This is a genomic window from Aquimarina sp. AD10 (genome assembly GCF_003443715.1).
Taxonomy (GTDB): domain Bacteria; phylum Bacteroidota; class Bacteroidia; order Flavobacteriales; family Flavobacteriaceae; genus Aquimarina; species Aquimarina aggregata.
Window position 1 is genome coordinate 5,379,971 of the sequence record NZ_CP031965.1, and the last position, 14,485, is coordinate 5,394,455.

General features: G+C 32.8%; 11 protein-coding genes. 6 read left to right on the plus strand and 5 right to left on the minus strand.

All coding sequences use genetic code 11. The features are described from left to right. Positions 1-234: 234 nt before the first annotated feature. On the plus strand, positions 235-702 hold the full coding sequence (locus tag D1816_RS22350) for a GNAT family N-acetyltransferase (RefSeq protein ID WP_066314426.1): 468 nt from the start codon (positions 235-237) through the stop codon (positions 700-702). On the opposite strand, the gene D1816_RS22355 is transcribed toward D1816_RS22350, so the two are convergent. From D1816_RS22355 to D1816_RS22365, 3 genes are all read right to left on the minus strand, one after another. Beyond that, complete coding sequence (locus tag D1816_RS22355; protein ID WP_147405094.1) at positions 699-3,116, minus strand: TonB-dependent receptor; 2,418 nt, start codon at positions 3,114-3,116, stop codon at positions 699-701. The genes D1816_RS22350 and D1816_RS22355 overlap by 4 nt on opposite strands. A gap of 86 nt (positions 3,117-3,202) precedes the next feature. After that, a complete protein-coding gene (locus tag D1816_RS22360; protein WP_066314423.1) occupies positions 3,203-4,111 on the minus strand; it encodes a FecR family protein in 909 nt (302 codons plus the stop codon). Positions 4,112-4,229: 118 nt separating this feature from the next. Beyond that, positions 4,230-4,745 (minus strand): RNA polymerase sigma factor, encoded by a 516-nt coding sequence (locus D1816_RS22365; RefSeq protein ID WP_066314421.1) that lies wholly within the window; start codon positions 4,743-4,745, stop codon positions 4,230-4,232. Between the two features lie 102 nt (positions 4,746-4,847). Here D1816_RS22365 and D1816_RS22370 point away from each other — a divergent pair, with 102 nt between their 5' ends. From D1816_RS22370 to D1816_RS22390, 5 genes are all read left to right on the plus strand, one after another. Further along, the gene (locus D1816_RS22370) at positions 4,848-5,510 is read left to right on the plus strand and encodes a hypothetical protein (protein WP_147405093.1); all 663 of its coding nucleotides are present in this window, start codon (positions 4,848-4,850) and stop codon (positions 5,508-5,510) included. 176 nt (positions 5,511-5,686) lie between these two features. Continuing rightward, a complete protein-coding gene (locus D1816_RS22375; protein ID WP_118505776.1) occupies positions 5,687-7,033 on the plus strand; it encodes a fasciclin domain-containing protein in 1,347 nt (448 codons plus the stop codon). A 134-nt stretch (positions 7,034-7,167) separates the two neighbouring features. Then, complete coding sequence (locus tag D1816_RS22380) at positions 7,168-9,336, plus strand: fasciclin domain-containing protein (protein WP_118505777.1); 2,169 nt, start codon at positions 7,168-7,170, stop codon at positions 9,334-9,336. Positions 9,337-9,544: 208 nt separating this feature from the next. Then, entirely contained in the window at positions 9,545-10,873 is a 1,329-nt protein-coding gene (ffh, locus tag D1816_RS22385) for a signal recognition particle protein (RefSeq protein ID WP_118505778.1), read from the plus strand. Between the two features lie 43 nt (positions 10,874-10,916). Next, positions 10,917-11,807 (plus strand): bifunctional 5,10-methylenetetrahydrofolate dehydrogenase/5,10-methenyltetrahydrofolate cyclohydrolase, encoded by an 891-nt coding sequence (locus D1816_RS22390; protein ID WP_118505779.1) that lies wholly within the window; start codon positions 10,917-10,919, stop codon positions 11,805-11,807. Between the two features lie 254 nt (positions 11,808-12,061). Here D1816_RS22390 and D1816_RS22395 read toward each other — a convergent pair whose 3' ends face one another. Both D1816_RS22395 and msrA read right to left on the minus strand, forming a co-directional pair. After that, complete coding sequence (locus tag D1816_RS22395) at positions 12,062-13,210, minus strand: SH3 domain-containing protein (RefSeq protein WP_066314413.1); 1,149 nt, start codon at positions 13,208-13,210, stop codon at positions 12,062-12,064. Positions 13,211-13,768: 558 nt separating this feature from the next. Then, a complete protein-coding gene (gene msrA, locus D1816_RS22400) occupies positions 13,769-14,434 on the minus strand; it encodes a peptide-methionine (S)-S-oxide reductase MsrA (protein WP_118505781.1) in 666 nt (221 codons plus the stop codon). Positions 14,435-14,485 lie beyond the last annotated feature (51 nt).

The window sequence follows — 14,485 nt, forward strand, 5'->3', positions numbered from 1 at the left end:
CAGGTAGATGTTTTGAATGTTAATATATTTTAGAAACGGAATTATGTATTTTGTCGATTTTTTGTTAATTTCATCGACGATTCAATAAGAAATTTATGTGATTTTTTTGTGTATACTAGTTTTTTTTCTAATATCTTGTTAGAAATACAAAGTATCAAAGAAAAAGTCTATGCATATGCAAAACTATTGTTATCGGTATTTTAATATATAGTTTTAAGCGGGAGTAATAACTGGATGAAGTATCAAATAACCAAAGCGACCGATAATGATTTATCACTTATGCAACGTTTGTTTTATCAAACGGTGACTACCTATGGTTCTAAGATATTTACTAAAGCAGAAATTAAAGTTTATTCTCGTTTAGCTACCAATAAAGGGTATTGGTTGAAAAAGTTTGCTAATGCTTTTGTTTATAATGCTAAATTAAATGGTGAAATTATAGGATCTTTTTCTATGGATACTTCTGGAACTATAGAATATGTTTTTGTTCATCAACGTTATCAAGGACAGGGTATTGCAAAGGATTTGTATGCAACCATTGAAGAAGTCGCTAAAGAAGCAAATATTAAAACGCTAACAACCCAAATTAACTTATTGACTCGTCATTTTTTCGAGAAAAATGGATTTGAAATTATTAAAAATGCAGTAAAAGTTGTGGGTGGAGAAGAAATAGTAAGCTATAGTGGTGTAAAACATATTTAAAAATTAATCCTTAGTACTGCATTTGGAGTAAACCCAAGTCCTCGTTCTTGGATTTCTCTTACTCTGTTTTCAGAATCAATTCTATAGTAGTTGTTTACAATATTTTCTTGACTTAAAATATTCCAGATAGATAATCCCATATTGCCGCTAACTTTTGAAGAAAATTTAAAATTGTAAGTAGCTGATACATCCCACCTAAAGTAATCAGTTAATGTATCACTATTAGGGTGTTCATAATTAATATTGCCTTGCGGATCTATTGGGTTATCGATAATAGGGCGTGTGGTAGGTTTACCACTATGCCAATTTATACCAGAAGAGATTTTTAGATTTTCATTAGTATAAGCTAATGCAATATTAAGATTATGTGTAATATCAATTGTATTAGGAAAACTTTGTTCACTAAGTTGATTAAACTCATATTGGTTATCGGCATAAGAATAGCTTAGCCAAGTGCTAAATTTTGCAAATCTTTTATTAATCAAAAAATCGACTCCTTTTACAATATAATTACCATGATCATCGGCAAATTCAAGTTGATTTTGAAACCCTTGACTCTGAGCAATAATACCATCTACTTTTTTGTAGTAACTGTCAGCGCTGATTAACCAGTTATTATGCTTATAACTTAGCCCTAAAGAAGTCTGTTGGCTTTTTAATATAGGAATGTTATCATTGTTTGAAAGCACCCATTTTTTGTTTTCTATTCCTAAAAAGTCATTTTGTGATTCTATAATTTGTGAAGTTACTTGACTTTTTAGTTCTCCTAAAAATTCTAAACTTAGATGATTAGTAAATCTATGATTAAAACCTATACGAGGTTCTAACCGAAAAGCACCAAACTTGTCAAAATGGTTTAGACGGGCTCCGATATTTAAATAAGTGCTTGCATTTTTAGATTTAAATGCAATTTCAGAAAAAATACTATTTGTTCTAATGACTTCTTTGATTAAATCCCTGAAAGTTGGATTATTTACATCACGAAGATTAGAAATACCTGTTTCGTTAAATTGATAGCCAGACTTAAGATGAACATTTGAATTTAAAATAACCATTGTATTCAACTTAATGCCACTTTCTAAAACTTCATTTTCTTGCTGTAATCGTTGATTATTTATAATATCAGAGTTAATGGCTTCTAACTTATAATTTGTTCCATAAATAAGAAGTTCACTTTTAAAAGCATCTGTCCAGTTTCTTTCATACATGATACTGGCAGCGCTATTATTTTGTTTTACAGTGCTTTCTCGACTAATGTTAGTTTCATTAATTATTGCATTTTCTTGAAACCCTAAATCATTTCTAATAATCAATCCATTTACTTTAATTAAATCCTTAGGAGTGAATTGATACAGCCATCGTAGGCTAGTATCATAAAAAGAAAATTTTTCATCAGTATTTAAACTGTTTACTACTTCAGAATCCTGAAAAGCTTTGTCAAAAAATTGTTCATATGTTGGTGTTTCTGCAATTTCGCTAATAGATTTTCTGGCTGATAATTGTAGTGATGATTTTTTACCAATAGGAGTATCTATAAAACCATCTGCGCTAATCATATTTATACCTAGTCCTGCATCAAAGTCTTGATTGATTTCATTAGTAGTATTCATCGCAATAACACTAGATACACCATCTCCATAGCTTGAACTAGAACCGTTCTTTGTTAGTTGAACGTTTTTGGTAAGATATGGGTTAAATGCAGAGATTAAGCCAAAAAAATGACCAGATTGATACATTTTGATTCCGTCCCATAAAATAAGATTTTGATCATTGGTACCTCCTCGAACATTAATATCAGATACAGTTTCTTCAACACTAATAATACCAGGCAAGGCCTGGATTGTTTGTAATAAATCAGGCTCTATTAATCCAGGAAGTAAACCAAAGTCTGTATAATCAATAACTATAGAGCCATCTGGATTTCTTGCAATACCCTTGACCAGATAATCATTTAAAACTACTTCGTTTAAATATTGAATTTCGGGTATTAATTGAACAGTTTTGCAGGGAGTTCCTAAAAGCTCTTTAGCAAGAATTTTTAATGTTTTGAAACCTACAAAAGAAATTTTTATGTAGTCGTTCGGGTTTTTAACGGGGATTGAAAATTCTCCCTTAGCATTACTAATAAAAAGATCATCATTAATTTGTATTGATGCATTTGCTAGAATTTCATCTTTATAAAGTGATTTCAGAGTTCCACAAACGTTTTGTGTGTTGTTCGTAAGACTTAGTACAATAGTATTGTCATTTAAGAAAGTATAATTTAGGGGGGTATTGTATCTTAAATATGCTATCGTCTTTTGTAAATTTAAGGTGTCAGAAGGTTTTTTAAGTCGTAATCCAGATACATCTTTGTCTAAATAAGTAAAGTTACAATCAAATTTATTTTGTGTTTCATCTAATATGATGCTCAAAGGCACAATAATATTATCAGATTGAGAATATACCTGATTTAAAAAAAATAAAAGAAGAATAAATAATGTTGTGACTTTGATTTTGATCACTCTTTGTAATATAGGGTTATGTTGTTGTCATTAATTGTATAATCCAAACGCATAGGTATAGTAATAGATTGTATTGCGGTTTGAATATTTGAATGTACAAAATTGCCCGTAAAAAGTTTATTAAGATCAATATTTTTTGCTGTAATCGTCACATTATACTGTCTTTCAAACTCTTTCAATATGTATTTATAAGGAACACTAGTAAAAGTACTATTGTTTTCTATCCACTTAGGTTTTAGTAATGAAGTGGTTTCATTTAAAGTTCGATTCTGGATCACTTTAAAGACATTACCAGCAGGCAGTTTAGTTGTGTTACCTTTGTGTAATACACTTACTAACCCTTCGTAGCATACCACTTCAAAATAGTTTTCTCTCTGTTTGATGTTAAACTCCGTTCCAAGTACAGAAATAATACCAGTATCAGTTTGTACATCAAACTTTTTGCCTTTAGCAACATCAAAATATGCCTCGCCTTCTAAAACTATTAATCTGTTATTCTGCCATTCCTCTTTTTGATATTGTATAGATGAAAGCGCGTTTATATTCACGGTACTTCCATCGGGTAAATCAATTAAAGTTTTTTGACCTGCTAAGGTTTTAATAACTGTTTGTGAAGAATAGAAAAAAGAAAAGTAAATTCCGAATCCTAACACTAAAATCGCTGCAACCCTCATCATCATATTTCTGTTAAAAAGAGAGTTATGTTCTGTTTTACGATCTGAAATTTTAGAAGTTAATTCTTTTAAATTACTATCAAGGTCGTAATTAGGAGCTTTAAAGTTTTTTGCTGTTTGAGCAATTTTAATATAAGAATCATAGGCGTCTAAATTTTTAAACGCCTCTGATTCTAATGAAGTTAATTGGTCATTATCCAACCACTTTCGTATGAGATCTTTCTTTTTCATAGCAAGATTTCTATCTATATAACAATTGTCGTGTTAAAATTCCTACCCTGGCACCTGAAATTATTTCTTGTTTTTCCATTTTATCATATTTCTAGTTAGATAGAATTATTTGACTTTTCTATATACCATCAATTTCTTTACGAAGTTTTTCTAATGCTCCATAAATCCTTTTTTCAACTGCTTTTCTAGAAATCCCTAATAATTCGGCTATTTCCTTATGTTTTTTACCTTCAATTCTGTTTAACAAAAATGCAACACGTTGTGGTTCGGTTAAATTAGCCAGAGCATTTTGATATTTTTGAAGATATTCTTTTTCTTCAAGTACGAATTCGGGGTTGATATTGGTTCTGTCGTTATATTCTGACTGTTGGAATTTTATTTTTACCTTATTATGTTTTAATTGATTTAAAGTAAGGTTGTTAGCGACTGTAAAAAGAAAGCTTCTTGCTTTTTGTAGCGAAGTTTTTTTACAATTGTCCCAAAGCTTTATAAATGCCTCTTGTACTTTGTCCTTAGGATCTATATGTTGCCCATATTTATAATAAATAAAATCATGAAGCTCTGTAGCATGTTTTTTAAAAAGCTCAGAAAACAACTTTTCATCACATACATCTTCAAATAAATCTTTTGGCATTTGTAGTTATTTTTGTTAAAATTAAAAAAAAATGTATTTACAAGTAGGAATTTTATCTTGTATATTGTTTTACATACACAAGTATTGGAAAAAAATAAAAAAATGAGGAAGATTTTATGTTTTTTGTTAATTATAATGTCAATAGTTTCCTGCCAAAAAGAGGAAAAAGAATTCATTGACCCTAATGAGGATAATAGAATACCAAAAGATTCGCAATTAGCTAATCTTATGAAAAATATGGTTATTCATGATGGGTCTTTTGATGACATTGTAGATAATGCTAATTGTTTCAGCATTAATATACCTTACACTATCATGCTTGGTGGAAATGAACGTGAAATAAACGGTATAAGCGATTATCAGGGAATTTCTAATATAGATGTAGTAGAAATTAAATACCCAGTTACGATAACACTAGCAGATCATACGCAACGTGTGATTAGAAATGATAGCGAACTTTCTACTTTTGGAGACAGTTGTCGAAATGAAGATGATGATGATATTGAGTGTATAGATTTTGTATATCCTATTCAATTATCTACTTTTAACAGTAGATCAAATATAATGAGCTCGGTTAAAATAGATCATGATGCGAATATGTTTAATTTTATGGAAACCGTAGATGAGAATGTATCAGTAAGTATTAATTACCCAATAAGTTTACTTTTACATAACGGTCAAAATATAGGTGCGCAACATAATAGTGAACTGCTATCGAATATTTTAAGAGTAGCTAGTGCTTGTGATGAAAATGATACTAGATGATACAATGAAATCATTACTAAATACAAAGAAGCCATTCATTAAATAGGATGGTTTTTTTTGTTTAACAAATATTTTAAAAGATTAAACAAAAAGTTAAAAAAATGCTAAAGTCCAAATTGAGGGTTAGAGTTTTTTTGATTGAGTTGTTTAATCACCAAACAATAAATACAAACACCATGAAATTTAAAAACCTTTTTAGAACAGTTTTAGTTGCTTTATTTGTTACTACACTTATTTCTTGTAGTGATGATGATGATACTTCATTTCCCCCTGCAACAACAACAATAGCAGAATTCGTAGCTGCAAATGCAGATTATAGTTCTTTACTAGCTGCTCTGGAAAAAGCAGAATTAGTGGCAACACTATCCGGAAGTGGTAATTTTACTGTATTCGCTCCAAACAATGCCGCTTTTGATGAGTTCCTAACTGCAAATGGCTTAACATTAGAAACAGCTACCAAAGAACAATTAACGCCAATATTACTTAATCATGTTATCGGGTCTGAAATAACTTCAGCACAATTATCAACAGGATACTTTCTTAACCTTGCAGATATGAGCTCGTATATTAATACTTCTAGCGGAGTAGTAATTAATGGAGTTGCGACAGTTACAACAGCAGATATCGATCAATCTAATGGTGTTATCCATGCAGTAGATAAAGTAATTCCAGTGCCAACAATGCTTACATTTGCGGCAAATGATCCAGACTTAAGTACATTAGCTACAGTTGCTACAACGACTACAGGGTTTGATACTGATTTTGCAGCAGTCTTAAGTGCAGCAGATAGTAATCTAACACTGCTAGCTCCTGATAATACTGCTTTTACTGATTTAGGAGATATTTCAGGCTTAGCAGTTGAAACATTAGAACAAATTTTATTAAATCACGTTATTGCTGGAGTAAATCTTTCAACAGGCTTATCTACTTCTTATGCTAAAACTCTTGCCACATATGGTGATACTGATAAAAATTTAAGTATATATATTAATACTAGTAGTGGAGTTACTTTTAATGGAAATTCTACTGTTACAACAGCAGATGCTATAGCTAGTAATGGGGTGATTCATAAAGTAAACACAGTAATAACGCTACCTACAGTGGTGACTTTTGCTACGGCAGATACAGATACATTTTCAACTTTAGTTTCGGCACTTACAACGTTAACGCCAACCACCGATTTTGCGGCAGTGCTAAGTACTGGTTTAGGAACAGACCCAGCGCCTTTTACAGTATTTGCACCGACTAATGATGCCTTTGCAGCTATTACAGTGCCAACAGATGAAACTGTTTTGGCTGGAGTTTTAAATCATCACGTAGTCGCAGGAGCAAATGTAACTTCTGATATGTTGGCCGCTACTCCAACTGCCACAACATTAAACGGTGATATTACTTTAACAGCAATGCCAGCAACGGTAACAGGAGCAACAAATATGACAGCTAGTAATATTGTAGTTGCAGATGTACAAGCTGCTAATGGAGTAATACATGTTATTGATCAAGTATTATTACCAATGATGTAATACTATAAAGTTCCCCCCCCCAAAAAATAGTTTTCTGAGCTATCGTTGTTCTCATGCTACGTTTAGTTTAACGGTAGCTCAGATTTATTCTTATCACACAATTTTTACATACTAATTTTTAAAACTTTACTATAATGAAAACGCTAATCAAAAGGTTAACGGTACCCTTCTTGTGCCTATTTTTAATGAACTTTTTTGTGTCCTGTCAAAATGATGATGGATCCGAAGTCCTTCCAGAACAAGAGGTTCAGGAATTTAAAGAATCCCCTATAATTAGTTTTGATGCCATTGACAAAATGACACAAAGTCCAATCGAAGGAGAGTTGAGAGTTGAAGAAGGTAAGAATTTTGGTTTTGATATAAGTAGAGAGAGAAGAGTTTATGATTTCTCGGCTACAGTTACAAATGGACAAGGTGAAGGTTCTGAAATAGCTGGAGAACTAAATCTGAATTTTACACTTTATCATGCAAGTTTTACAATTGTTAGAGGGGATTTGGTATTACCTGATGGTACCAAAGCAAGAACTCGTGGTGCAATTGTAAGTGACGGAATCGTATATTTAATTATTAATCCACCTGGTAGAGATTTAATATTTGGTGTAGGAAGAGTAGGAGATGACGGAAACATCCAGGGTGGTTTTAGATTATTTACTTCTGGAGGAATAGGTAGGGGTCTGTGGACTGCAGAATTAACAGAAGCTACTTTTCCAGACAAAACAATTGTTGAATTAATTGTTGAAGATGGTAGGTTTACATCGTTAGTAGGAGCACTACAAGCTACTGAATTGGTTGAACCATTAACAGGAGCTGGGCCATTTACAGTGTTTGCACCAACAGATGATGCTTTTGCGGCATTAGAAACAATTCCAGGGGCCGAAACTTTAAAAGAGATTTTATTGTATCATGTAGCAAGTGGAAGATTTAATACCTCACAATTGCTGCAAGAAGAAATGGTCGCTTCTCTTCAAGGAGAAAATATTAAAGTAAGTCTTAACGATAATAATGAAATTGTAATTAATGATACGGTTAAACTACTTTCAGCAAATATTGGTGGTTCAAATGGTGTTATTCAAGTTATAGACGCAGTACTTTTACCACCCTCTTTTGAAACGCTTCAAAGTATTGTTGAAATAGCGGTAAATACGCCAGAGTTATCGACTTTAGTAGGAGCATTGCAGGCTGCAGAATTAGTTGAGGCACTTAGTGGTGACGGACCTTTTACTGTTTTTGCTCCAACCAATGATGCATTTGCAACACTAGAGACTATTCCTAGTGGAGATGCATTAAAAGAAGTATTGTTGTATCATGTTGCCGCAGGAAAATTTACAGCCGAAGATCTACTGCAAAAACAAACTGTTACTACACTTCAAGGAGATGAGGTAAGTATAGAGATTGATGAATCAGGAAATGTGTTACTTAACGGAAATATAAAAGTAGCAATAGCAGATATCGAAGCCTCTAATGGTATTATCCACGTCATTGAAGGTGTTTTACTGCCAACAGAAGATTTACAGTCTATCGTTGAAATAGCAATAAATACTCCAGAATTATCAACTTTGGTAACGGCGTTGCAAGCAGCAGAGCTAGTAGATGCACTTAGTGGTGATGGACCTTTTACTGTTTTTGCTCCGACGAATGATGCATTTGCAGCACTAGAGACTATTCCTGATGGCGATGCATTAAAAGAAGTGTTATTGTATCATGTAGCGGCAGGGAAATTTACTGCCGAAGATTTACTTCAAAAGCAAACGATTACTACGTTACAGGGCGATGAAGTTAGTGTTGAAATGAATGAAGAAGGAGATGTGTTGCTTAACGGAAATATAAAAGTGGTTTTGGCAGATGTGGAGGCATCTAATGGAATAGTTCACGTTATAGAAGGTGTTCTATTACCTGCTCCTGGATTGTCATCTATTGTTGAAATTGCAGTAAATACTCCTGAGTTATCAACTTTGGTGGGAGCATTACAAGCTGCCGAACTAGTAGAAACATTAAATGGAGACGGTCCTTTCACTGTGTTTGCGCCAACTAATAATGCCTTTTTAGCACTGGATGCTATTCCTAGCGGAGATGCACTAAAAGAAGTATTACTGTATCATGTAGTATCAGGAAGATTTACCGCAGAAGAATTGATTACGGGTCAAACAGTAACTACTGTACAAGGAGAAGAAGTTACAATAGAAATGACATCTAGAGGAAATGTGCTTTTAAATCATGAAATTAAAGTAGCTATTGCAGATATTGAAGCTTCAAATGGAATTATACATGTGATCAAAGGAGTTTTATTACCACCTTCTATCTAGTTATAAGTAAAATATAAGGATAATAATCTTTGGATTATGAATAAAGCCACTTGCTAGAGCTAACTTATTTAGTTCTGATAAGTGGTTTTTTGGTACTAACGAACTATTATATAATTCTATAAATCCATTCTTTATTTATACACTTCAAATTCTTAAATTTGCAGCTATCTATCGATGAAGATAGTTTTTTTTCAAAACAGAACACATTATGTTTGATAATTTAAGTGATAAGTTAGATAAGGCCTTACATATTCTTAAAGGTCACGGTCAGATTACAGAAATAAATGTTGCCGAGACACTTAAAGAGGTTCGTAGAGCCCTTGTTGATGCCGATGTAAACTATAAAATAGCAAAAGATTTTACAGCACGAGTTAAAGAGAAAGCCCTAGGTCAAGATGTATTAAAAAGTCTAAAACCTGGTCAGTTGATGGTTAAGCTAGTAAAAGACGAGCTTACCGAATTAATGGGTGGAGATGTTGCGGGAGTTGATTTATCAGGCACACCTTCGGTAATTTTAATGTCGGGGTTACAAGGTTCTGGTAAAACTACTTTTTCTGGTAAACTTGCTAATTTTTTAGTAACTAAAAAGACAAAAAAACCATTACTTGTAGCTTGTGATGTATATAGGCCTGCAGCCATCGACCAATTACATATTGTTGGAGAGCAAATAAATGTTGAGGTTTTTAGTGATAGAGGAAATAACGACCCTGTAGCAATAGCAAAAGCAGGTGTCGCTCATGCTAAGGCAAATGGATTTAATGTGGTTATTATTGATACTGCCGGTCGTTTAGCAGTTGATGAAGCTATGATGACCGAAATAGCTAATATTCATAAAGCAGTTACTCCTAACGAAACACTCTTTGTTGTTGATGCTATGACAGGTCAAGATGCGGTAAATACTGCAAAAGCCTTTAATGATGTTCTTAACTTTGATGGTGTTATTTTAACAAAACTAGACGGAGATACAAGAGGAGGAGCTGCGATATCGATAAAATCTGTAGTTAATAAGCCTATAAAATTTATAGGTACAGGAGAGAAAATGGAAGCAATTGATGTCTTCTATCCTTCTCGTATGGCAGATCGTATACTAGGAATGGGGGATGTTGTATCCTTAGTAGAAAGAGCTCAAGAACAGTTTGATGAAGAAGAAGCAAGAAAACTTCAAAAGAAAATCGCAAAAAATCAGTTTGGATTTGATGATTTCTTAAAGCAGATTCAACAAATTAAAAAGATGGGGAACATGAAAGATCTTGTCGGAATGATACCTGGGGCAGGAAAGATGATGAAAAATATGGATATTGATGATGATGCCTTTAAGCATATCGAAGCTATTATTCATTCAATGACACCAGCAGAAAGAGCTAAGCCACAAATTATTAATTCAAGCAGGAAAAAACGAATTGGTAAAGGTTCAGGAACCTCTATTCAACAAGTCAATCAATTGTTAAAACAATTTGATCAAATGAGTAAGATGATGAAAATGATGCAAGGCGGTGGCGGCAAGAAGATGATGCAGATGATGGGGAAAATGAGATAATCAAATAATAACTTAACTTTATAAAGCATATTAATTTAGGGGAATGGAAATATTAGATGGAAAAAAAGTAAGCAATGATATAAAAGATGAAATTGCTGCCGAAGTTCAAAAAATGAAGAAACGAGGAGAGAAAGTTCCTCATTTGGCTGCAGTTTTAGTGGGTAATGATGGTGCAAGCTTAACTTATGTAGGTAGTAAAGTTAAATCTTGTGAGCGTGTTGGGTTTGAGTCAACTCTTGTAAAAATGCCTAGTACAACTAGTGAAGTTGAATTGCTGGCTAAAATCAAAGAGTTGAATGAAGATAATGATATTGACGGTTTTATAGTTCAGTTACCATTACCTCCTCAAATTGATACTCAAAAAGTACTTTTGGCTGTGGACCCAGATAAGGATGTAGATGGTTTTCATCCAATGAATTTTGGTAAAATGGCACTAGATATGTCTACTTTTATACCTGCAACACCATTTGGAATCCTTGAATTGTTAGAACGATATGATGTAGATACCAAAGGTAAGCATACCGTTGTTATTGGAAGAAGTCATATTGTCGGGAGGCCTATGAGCATTTTGATGGGAAGAAAAGGTTGGCCTGGAAATTCTACAGTAACATTAACACATAGTCATACCAAAAATATTACACAGATTATTTCGCAGGCTGATATAGTAATTTCGGCATTAGGCGTTCCCAATTTTCTTAAGGCAGAAATGGTTAAGGATGATGCAGTTATTATAGATGTTGGTATTACTAGAGTCCCTGACGAATCAAGACCAAGAGGATATAAGATTGTTGGAGATGTAGACTTTGACAATGTGAGTAAGAAAGCTTCATTTATAACTCCAGTTCCGGGCGGTGTGGGGCCAATGACGATTGCAATGTTATTAAAAAATACTTTATTGGCAAGAGAAAGACATCGTAATAGTGTGTCTAAATAGTAGTTGTCCTTGTTTGTTATATTTAAAGTAACTAACATTAAGATAAAAAAACAGAACCAAATAAATACAATAAAAACAAAGCCTGAGAATTTTAAATTCTCAGGCTTTGTTTTTATATACTCCTTTTAAATTAATTAAAAAACTAACTGTAAAAAGTAATAAACCAAAAATGCTAGGACTATACAGTCCTAGCTATTTTGTTACATTTATAATTTGGTGATTATATGTATGTTGTTATTTTTTGTTTTGTGATATTAGTTATCGTTAAACTTATCTGCAGAAATACCTTCTCCATTGTTTGTAGCATACCCGTTACCACTAGGCAATAAGTCAAGAGATAAGTTGTAAGAAGGTACATTAATACCTTTACTTGTTTTAACAGTGTTGAAGTCTAGTACAGATTGTACTTGCTCGTATAACGCGTTTTGTGTAAAAGTACCAAATCTTTTACCATCTTTCATGGTTTCTTTCCATACTTTACCGTATGCAATTTTTAGATAATACTCACCTTCAGGTATATTTCTAATAAATTGAGTAGTGTTAGAATTGATATATACAACTCGTACTAACTGATCATCCTTACTAGTCTGACCCATTTTGTAAAGTTTAGCAACAAGTTCTGTGTTTTTTCCAACTTTAATTTTTAAGTAGTTGTCTAACTTATAGTCGAACTTACCTTTAAAGTTAAATGATTTCGGAGTTGCACCCGATTTATATGTTTTCTTTTCCCAACTAGAATATTTATCTTCTCTAGTTACCGATATTGGTGCTGCCTTTGGAGCACTAGATCCAGAATTAGCACCTGCAGAAGCTGTAGTAGATTCTATAGGAGCAGAAATTCCAGTATTTCCTTTAGCCGCACGTTGTCTAGCTAGTTCTAAAGCTTTCCTTGTTTCTTCGGTATCTGCCAAAGCTTTTCTTTCTGCTGCAGTTTTCGATCTCTTCGCTGCGTCTGCATCTGCTGCTGCCTTAGCTGCTGTAGCTTGTGCTTCTCTTGTTAAACGTTCAGCTTCAGCAAAAGCAATTCTTGCTGCTTCTTCAGCTGCTCTTTTTGCTGCTTGTGCTCTTGCGATTGCCGCTTTAGCTGCTGCCGCTGCTGCTGCTTTCTTAGCCTCAGCTTCTCTAGCAGCTTTTTCTGCATCTGCAATTGTACTATCTTGTGTTAAACGATTTGTAAGAACAAATCCGTTCATACTCTTAAACTGAATAGCACTCCAGTCACCGTAGTTTGAACTCATCACATATACTTGAGTTCCTTGAGGAACTTCAGCAATAGTATTAAAGTTTAGACCAGGACCACTTCGTACTTCTAGTTTCTGAGCAGACATTAAGTACTGCTCGGACTGAGCCTGAGCAGAAAAGGTAATCACCAAAAGCAGAATAAATGTAAAAATTGATTTCATAATCTCTTGTTTTAAGTAGATTGGGTTATAATTTAATTTCAATAATAATTAGTTACTAATTAAAATTTAAACACAAATATTAAGTGTTTTTCCGTCAAAAAATGCAATTCAAAAAAGATGCCAAACTAAGTTTAGTGTCATTTTCTGCCTAAACAAACGTTTTGAGCTTAGGAAGTGAATAGCATTATTTTAAATGAACGTTTTTAGATTTAATTTATTGTTTTTCAGTACTTTATATTGCTTTTTCTTTAGTAAAACTTTAATAATTAAGCTTAAAATACTGAAAAGAAAACCATTAAATCAGATTCAAAAGTAATGTTTTAATATTAAAAACACAACATCTTTTCATTTTATTTCTATAAAAAAAATAATTTTTACTCTTTATTTTGTGTTTTTCATCGATTTTTATGTGTATTATAACCGATATTTAAGTTTTTTTTAGAGATTTCTGTCGGTTCTAGTCTAAGTGTAGTTGAAAAGTAGAAAAACGAGGGTTTAACCTTAGTATGTGAGGTTAAACTCTCGTTTTGTATACAATTTGGCTAATTGAGAATTCTTTTAATGTTTTTCTTTGATAAGTTCAGGGAAGTTTTTTTGAAATTTTAGTAGTCTGGGAATAGATACATTACGTATATATGGATTTCCAGGATTTCTTTTTTCATAATCCTGATGATAACCTTCGCCTTTCCAAAATTTTTGAAATGGAAGTATTTCTGCAGCAATTCTTCGATTCAGTTTTTTGGCTAGGGCGGTTTTCTTTTCTTCAATTATTTTTTTCTGATCTTCATTTTGATAAAAAATGATGGATCGATATTGTGAACCATGATCAGGTCCTTGTCCATTGATTTGCGTCGGATTTTGAGATCCAAAATATACGTCTACCAGAGTGGCGAAGGATATGATTTTAGGGTCATAAATAATTTCTACAGCTTCAGCATGACCTGTTCTTCCGGTGTTACTGGATTGGTATGTAGGGTTTTGGGTGTGTCCTCCAGAATAACCAGATATTGACTCTTTAACTCCTTTAACGCTTTCATAAACTGCTTCTACACACCAAAAACATCCACTAGCGAAATATGCTCTTTCTAATCCATCCGTAGATTCAACTTGAACAGGTTCTATGTTTTGAGTGTTGTTATTTTTGTTCGTAGCGGATTGACTATTGCTTTGGCAACTAGTTAATATAAAAGCTGCAGTCAATATTATGTATGCTATTTTTTTCATTATTCTTATTTAAATTTTATTGATTGGTCAACTTCTTTCTGAAAAACTTTC

Coding starts and splice junctions, on each gene's coding strand:
- ffh (WP_118505778.1), top strand. CDS start 9,545: ATGTTTGATAATTTAAGTGATAAGTTAGATAAGGCCTTACATATTCTT.
- D1816_RS22350 (WP_066314426.1), top strand. CDS start 235: ATGAAGTATCAAATAACCAAAGCGACCGATAATGATTTATCACTTATG.
- D1816_RS22380 (WP_118505777.1), top strand. CDS start 7,168: ATGAAAACGCTAATCAAAAGGTTAACGGTACCCTTCTTGTGCCTATTT.
- D1816_RS22360 (WP_066314423.1), bottom strand. CDS start 4,111: ATGAAAAAGAAAGATCTCATACGAAAGTGGTTGGATAATGACCAATTA.
- msrA (WP_118505781.1), bottom strand. CDS start 14,434: ATGAAAAAAATAGCATACATAATATTGACTGCAGCTTTTATATTAACT.
- D1816_RS22365 (WP_066314421.1), bottom strand. CDS start 4,745: ATGCCAAAAGATTTATTTGAAGATGTATGTGATGAAAAGTTGTTTTCT.
- D1816_RS22375 (WP_118505776.1), top strand. CDS start 5,687: ATGAAATTTAAAAACCTTTTTAGAACAGTTTTAGTTGCTTTATTTGTT.
- D1816_RS22395 (WP_066314413.1), bottom strand. CDS start 13,210: ATGAAATCAATTTTTACATTTATTCTGCTTTTGGTGATTACCTTTTCT.
- D1816_RS22370 (WP_147405093.1), top strand. CDS start 4,848: ATGAGGAAGATTTTATGTTTTTTGTTAATTATAATGTCAATAGTTTCC.
- D1816_RS22390 (WP_118505779.1), top strand. CDS start 10,917: ATGGAAATATTAGATGGAAAAAAAGTAAGCAATGATATAAAAGATGAA.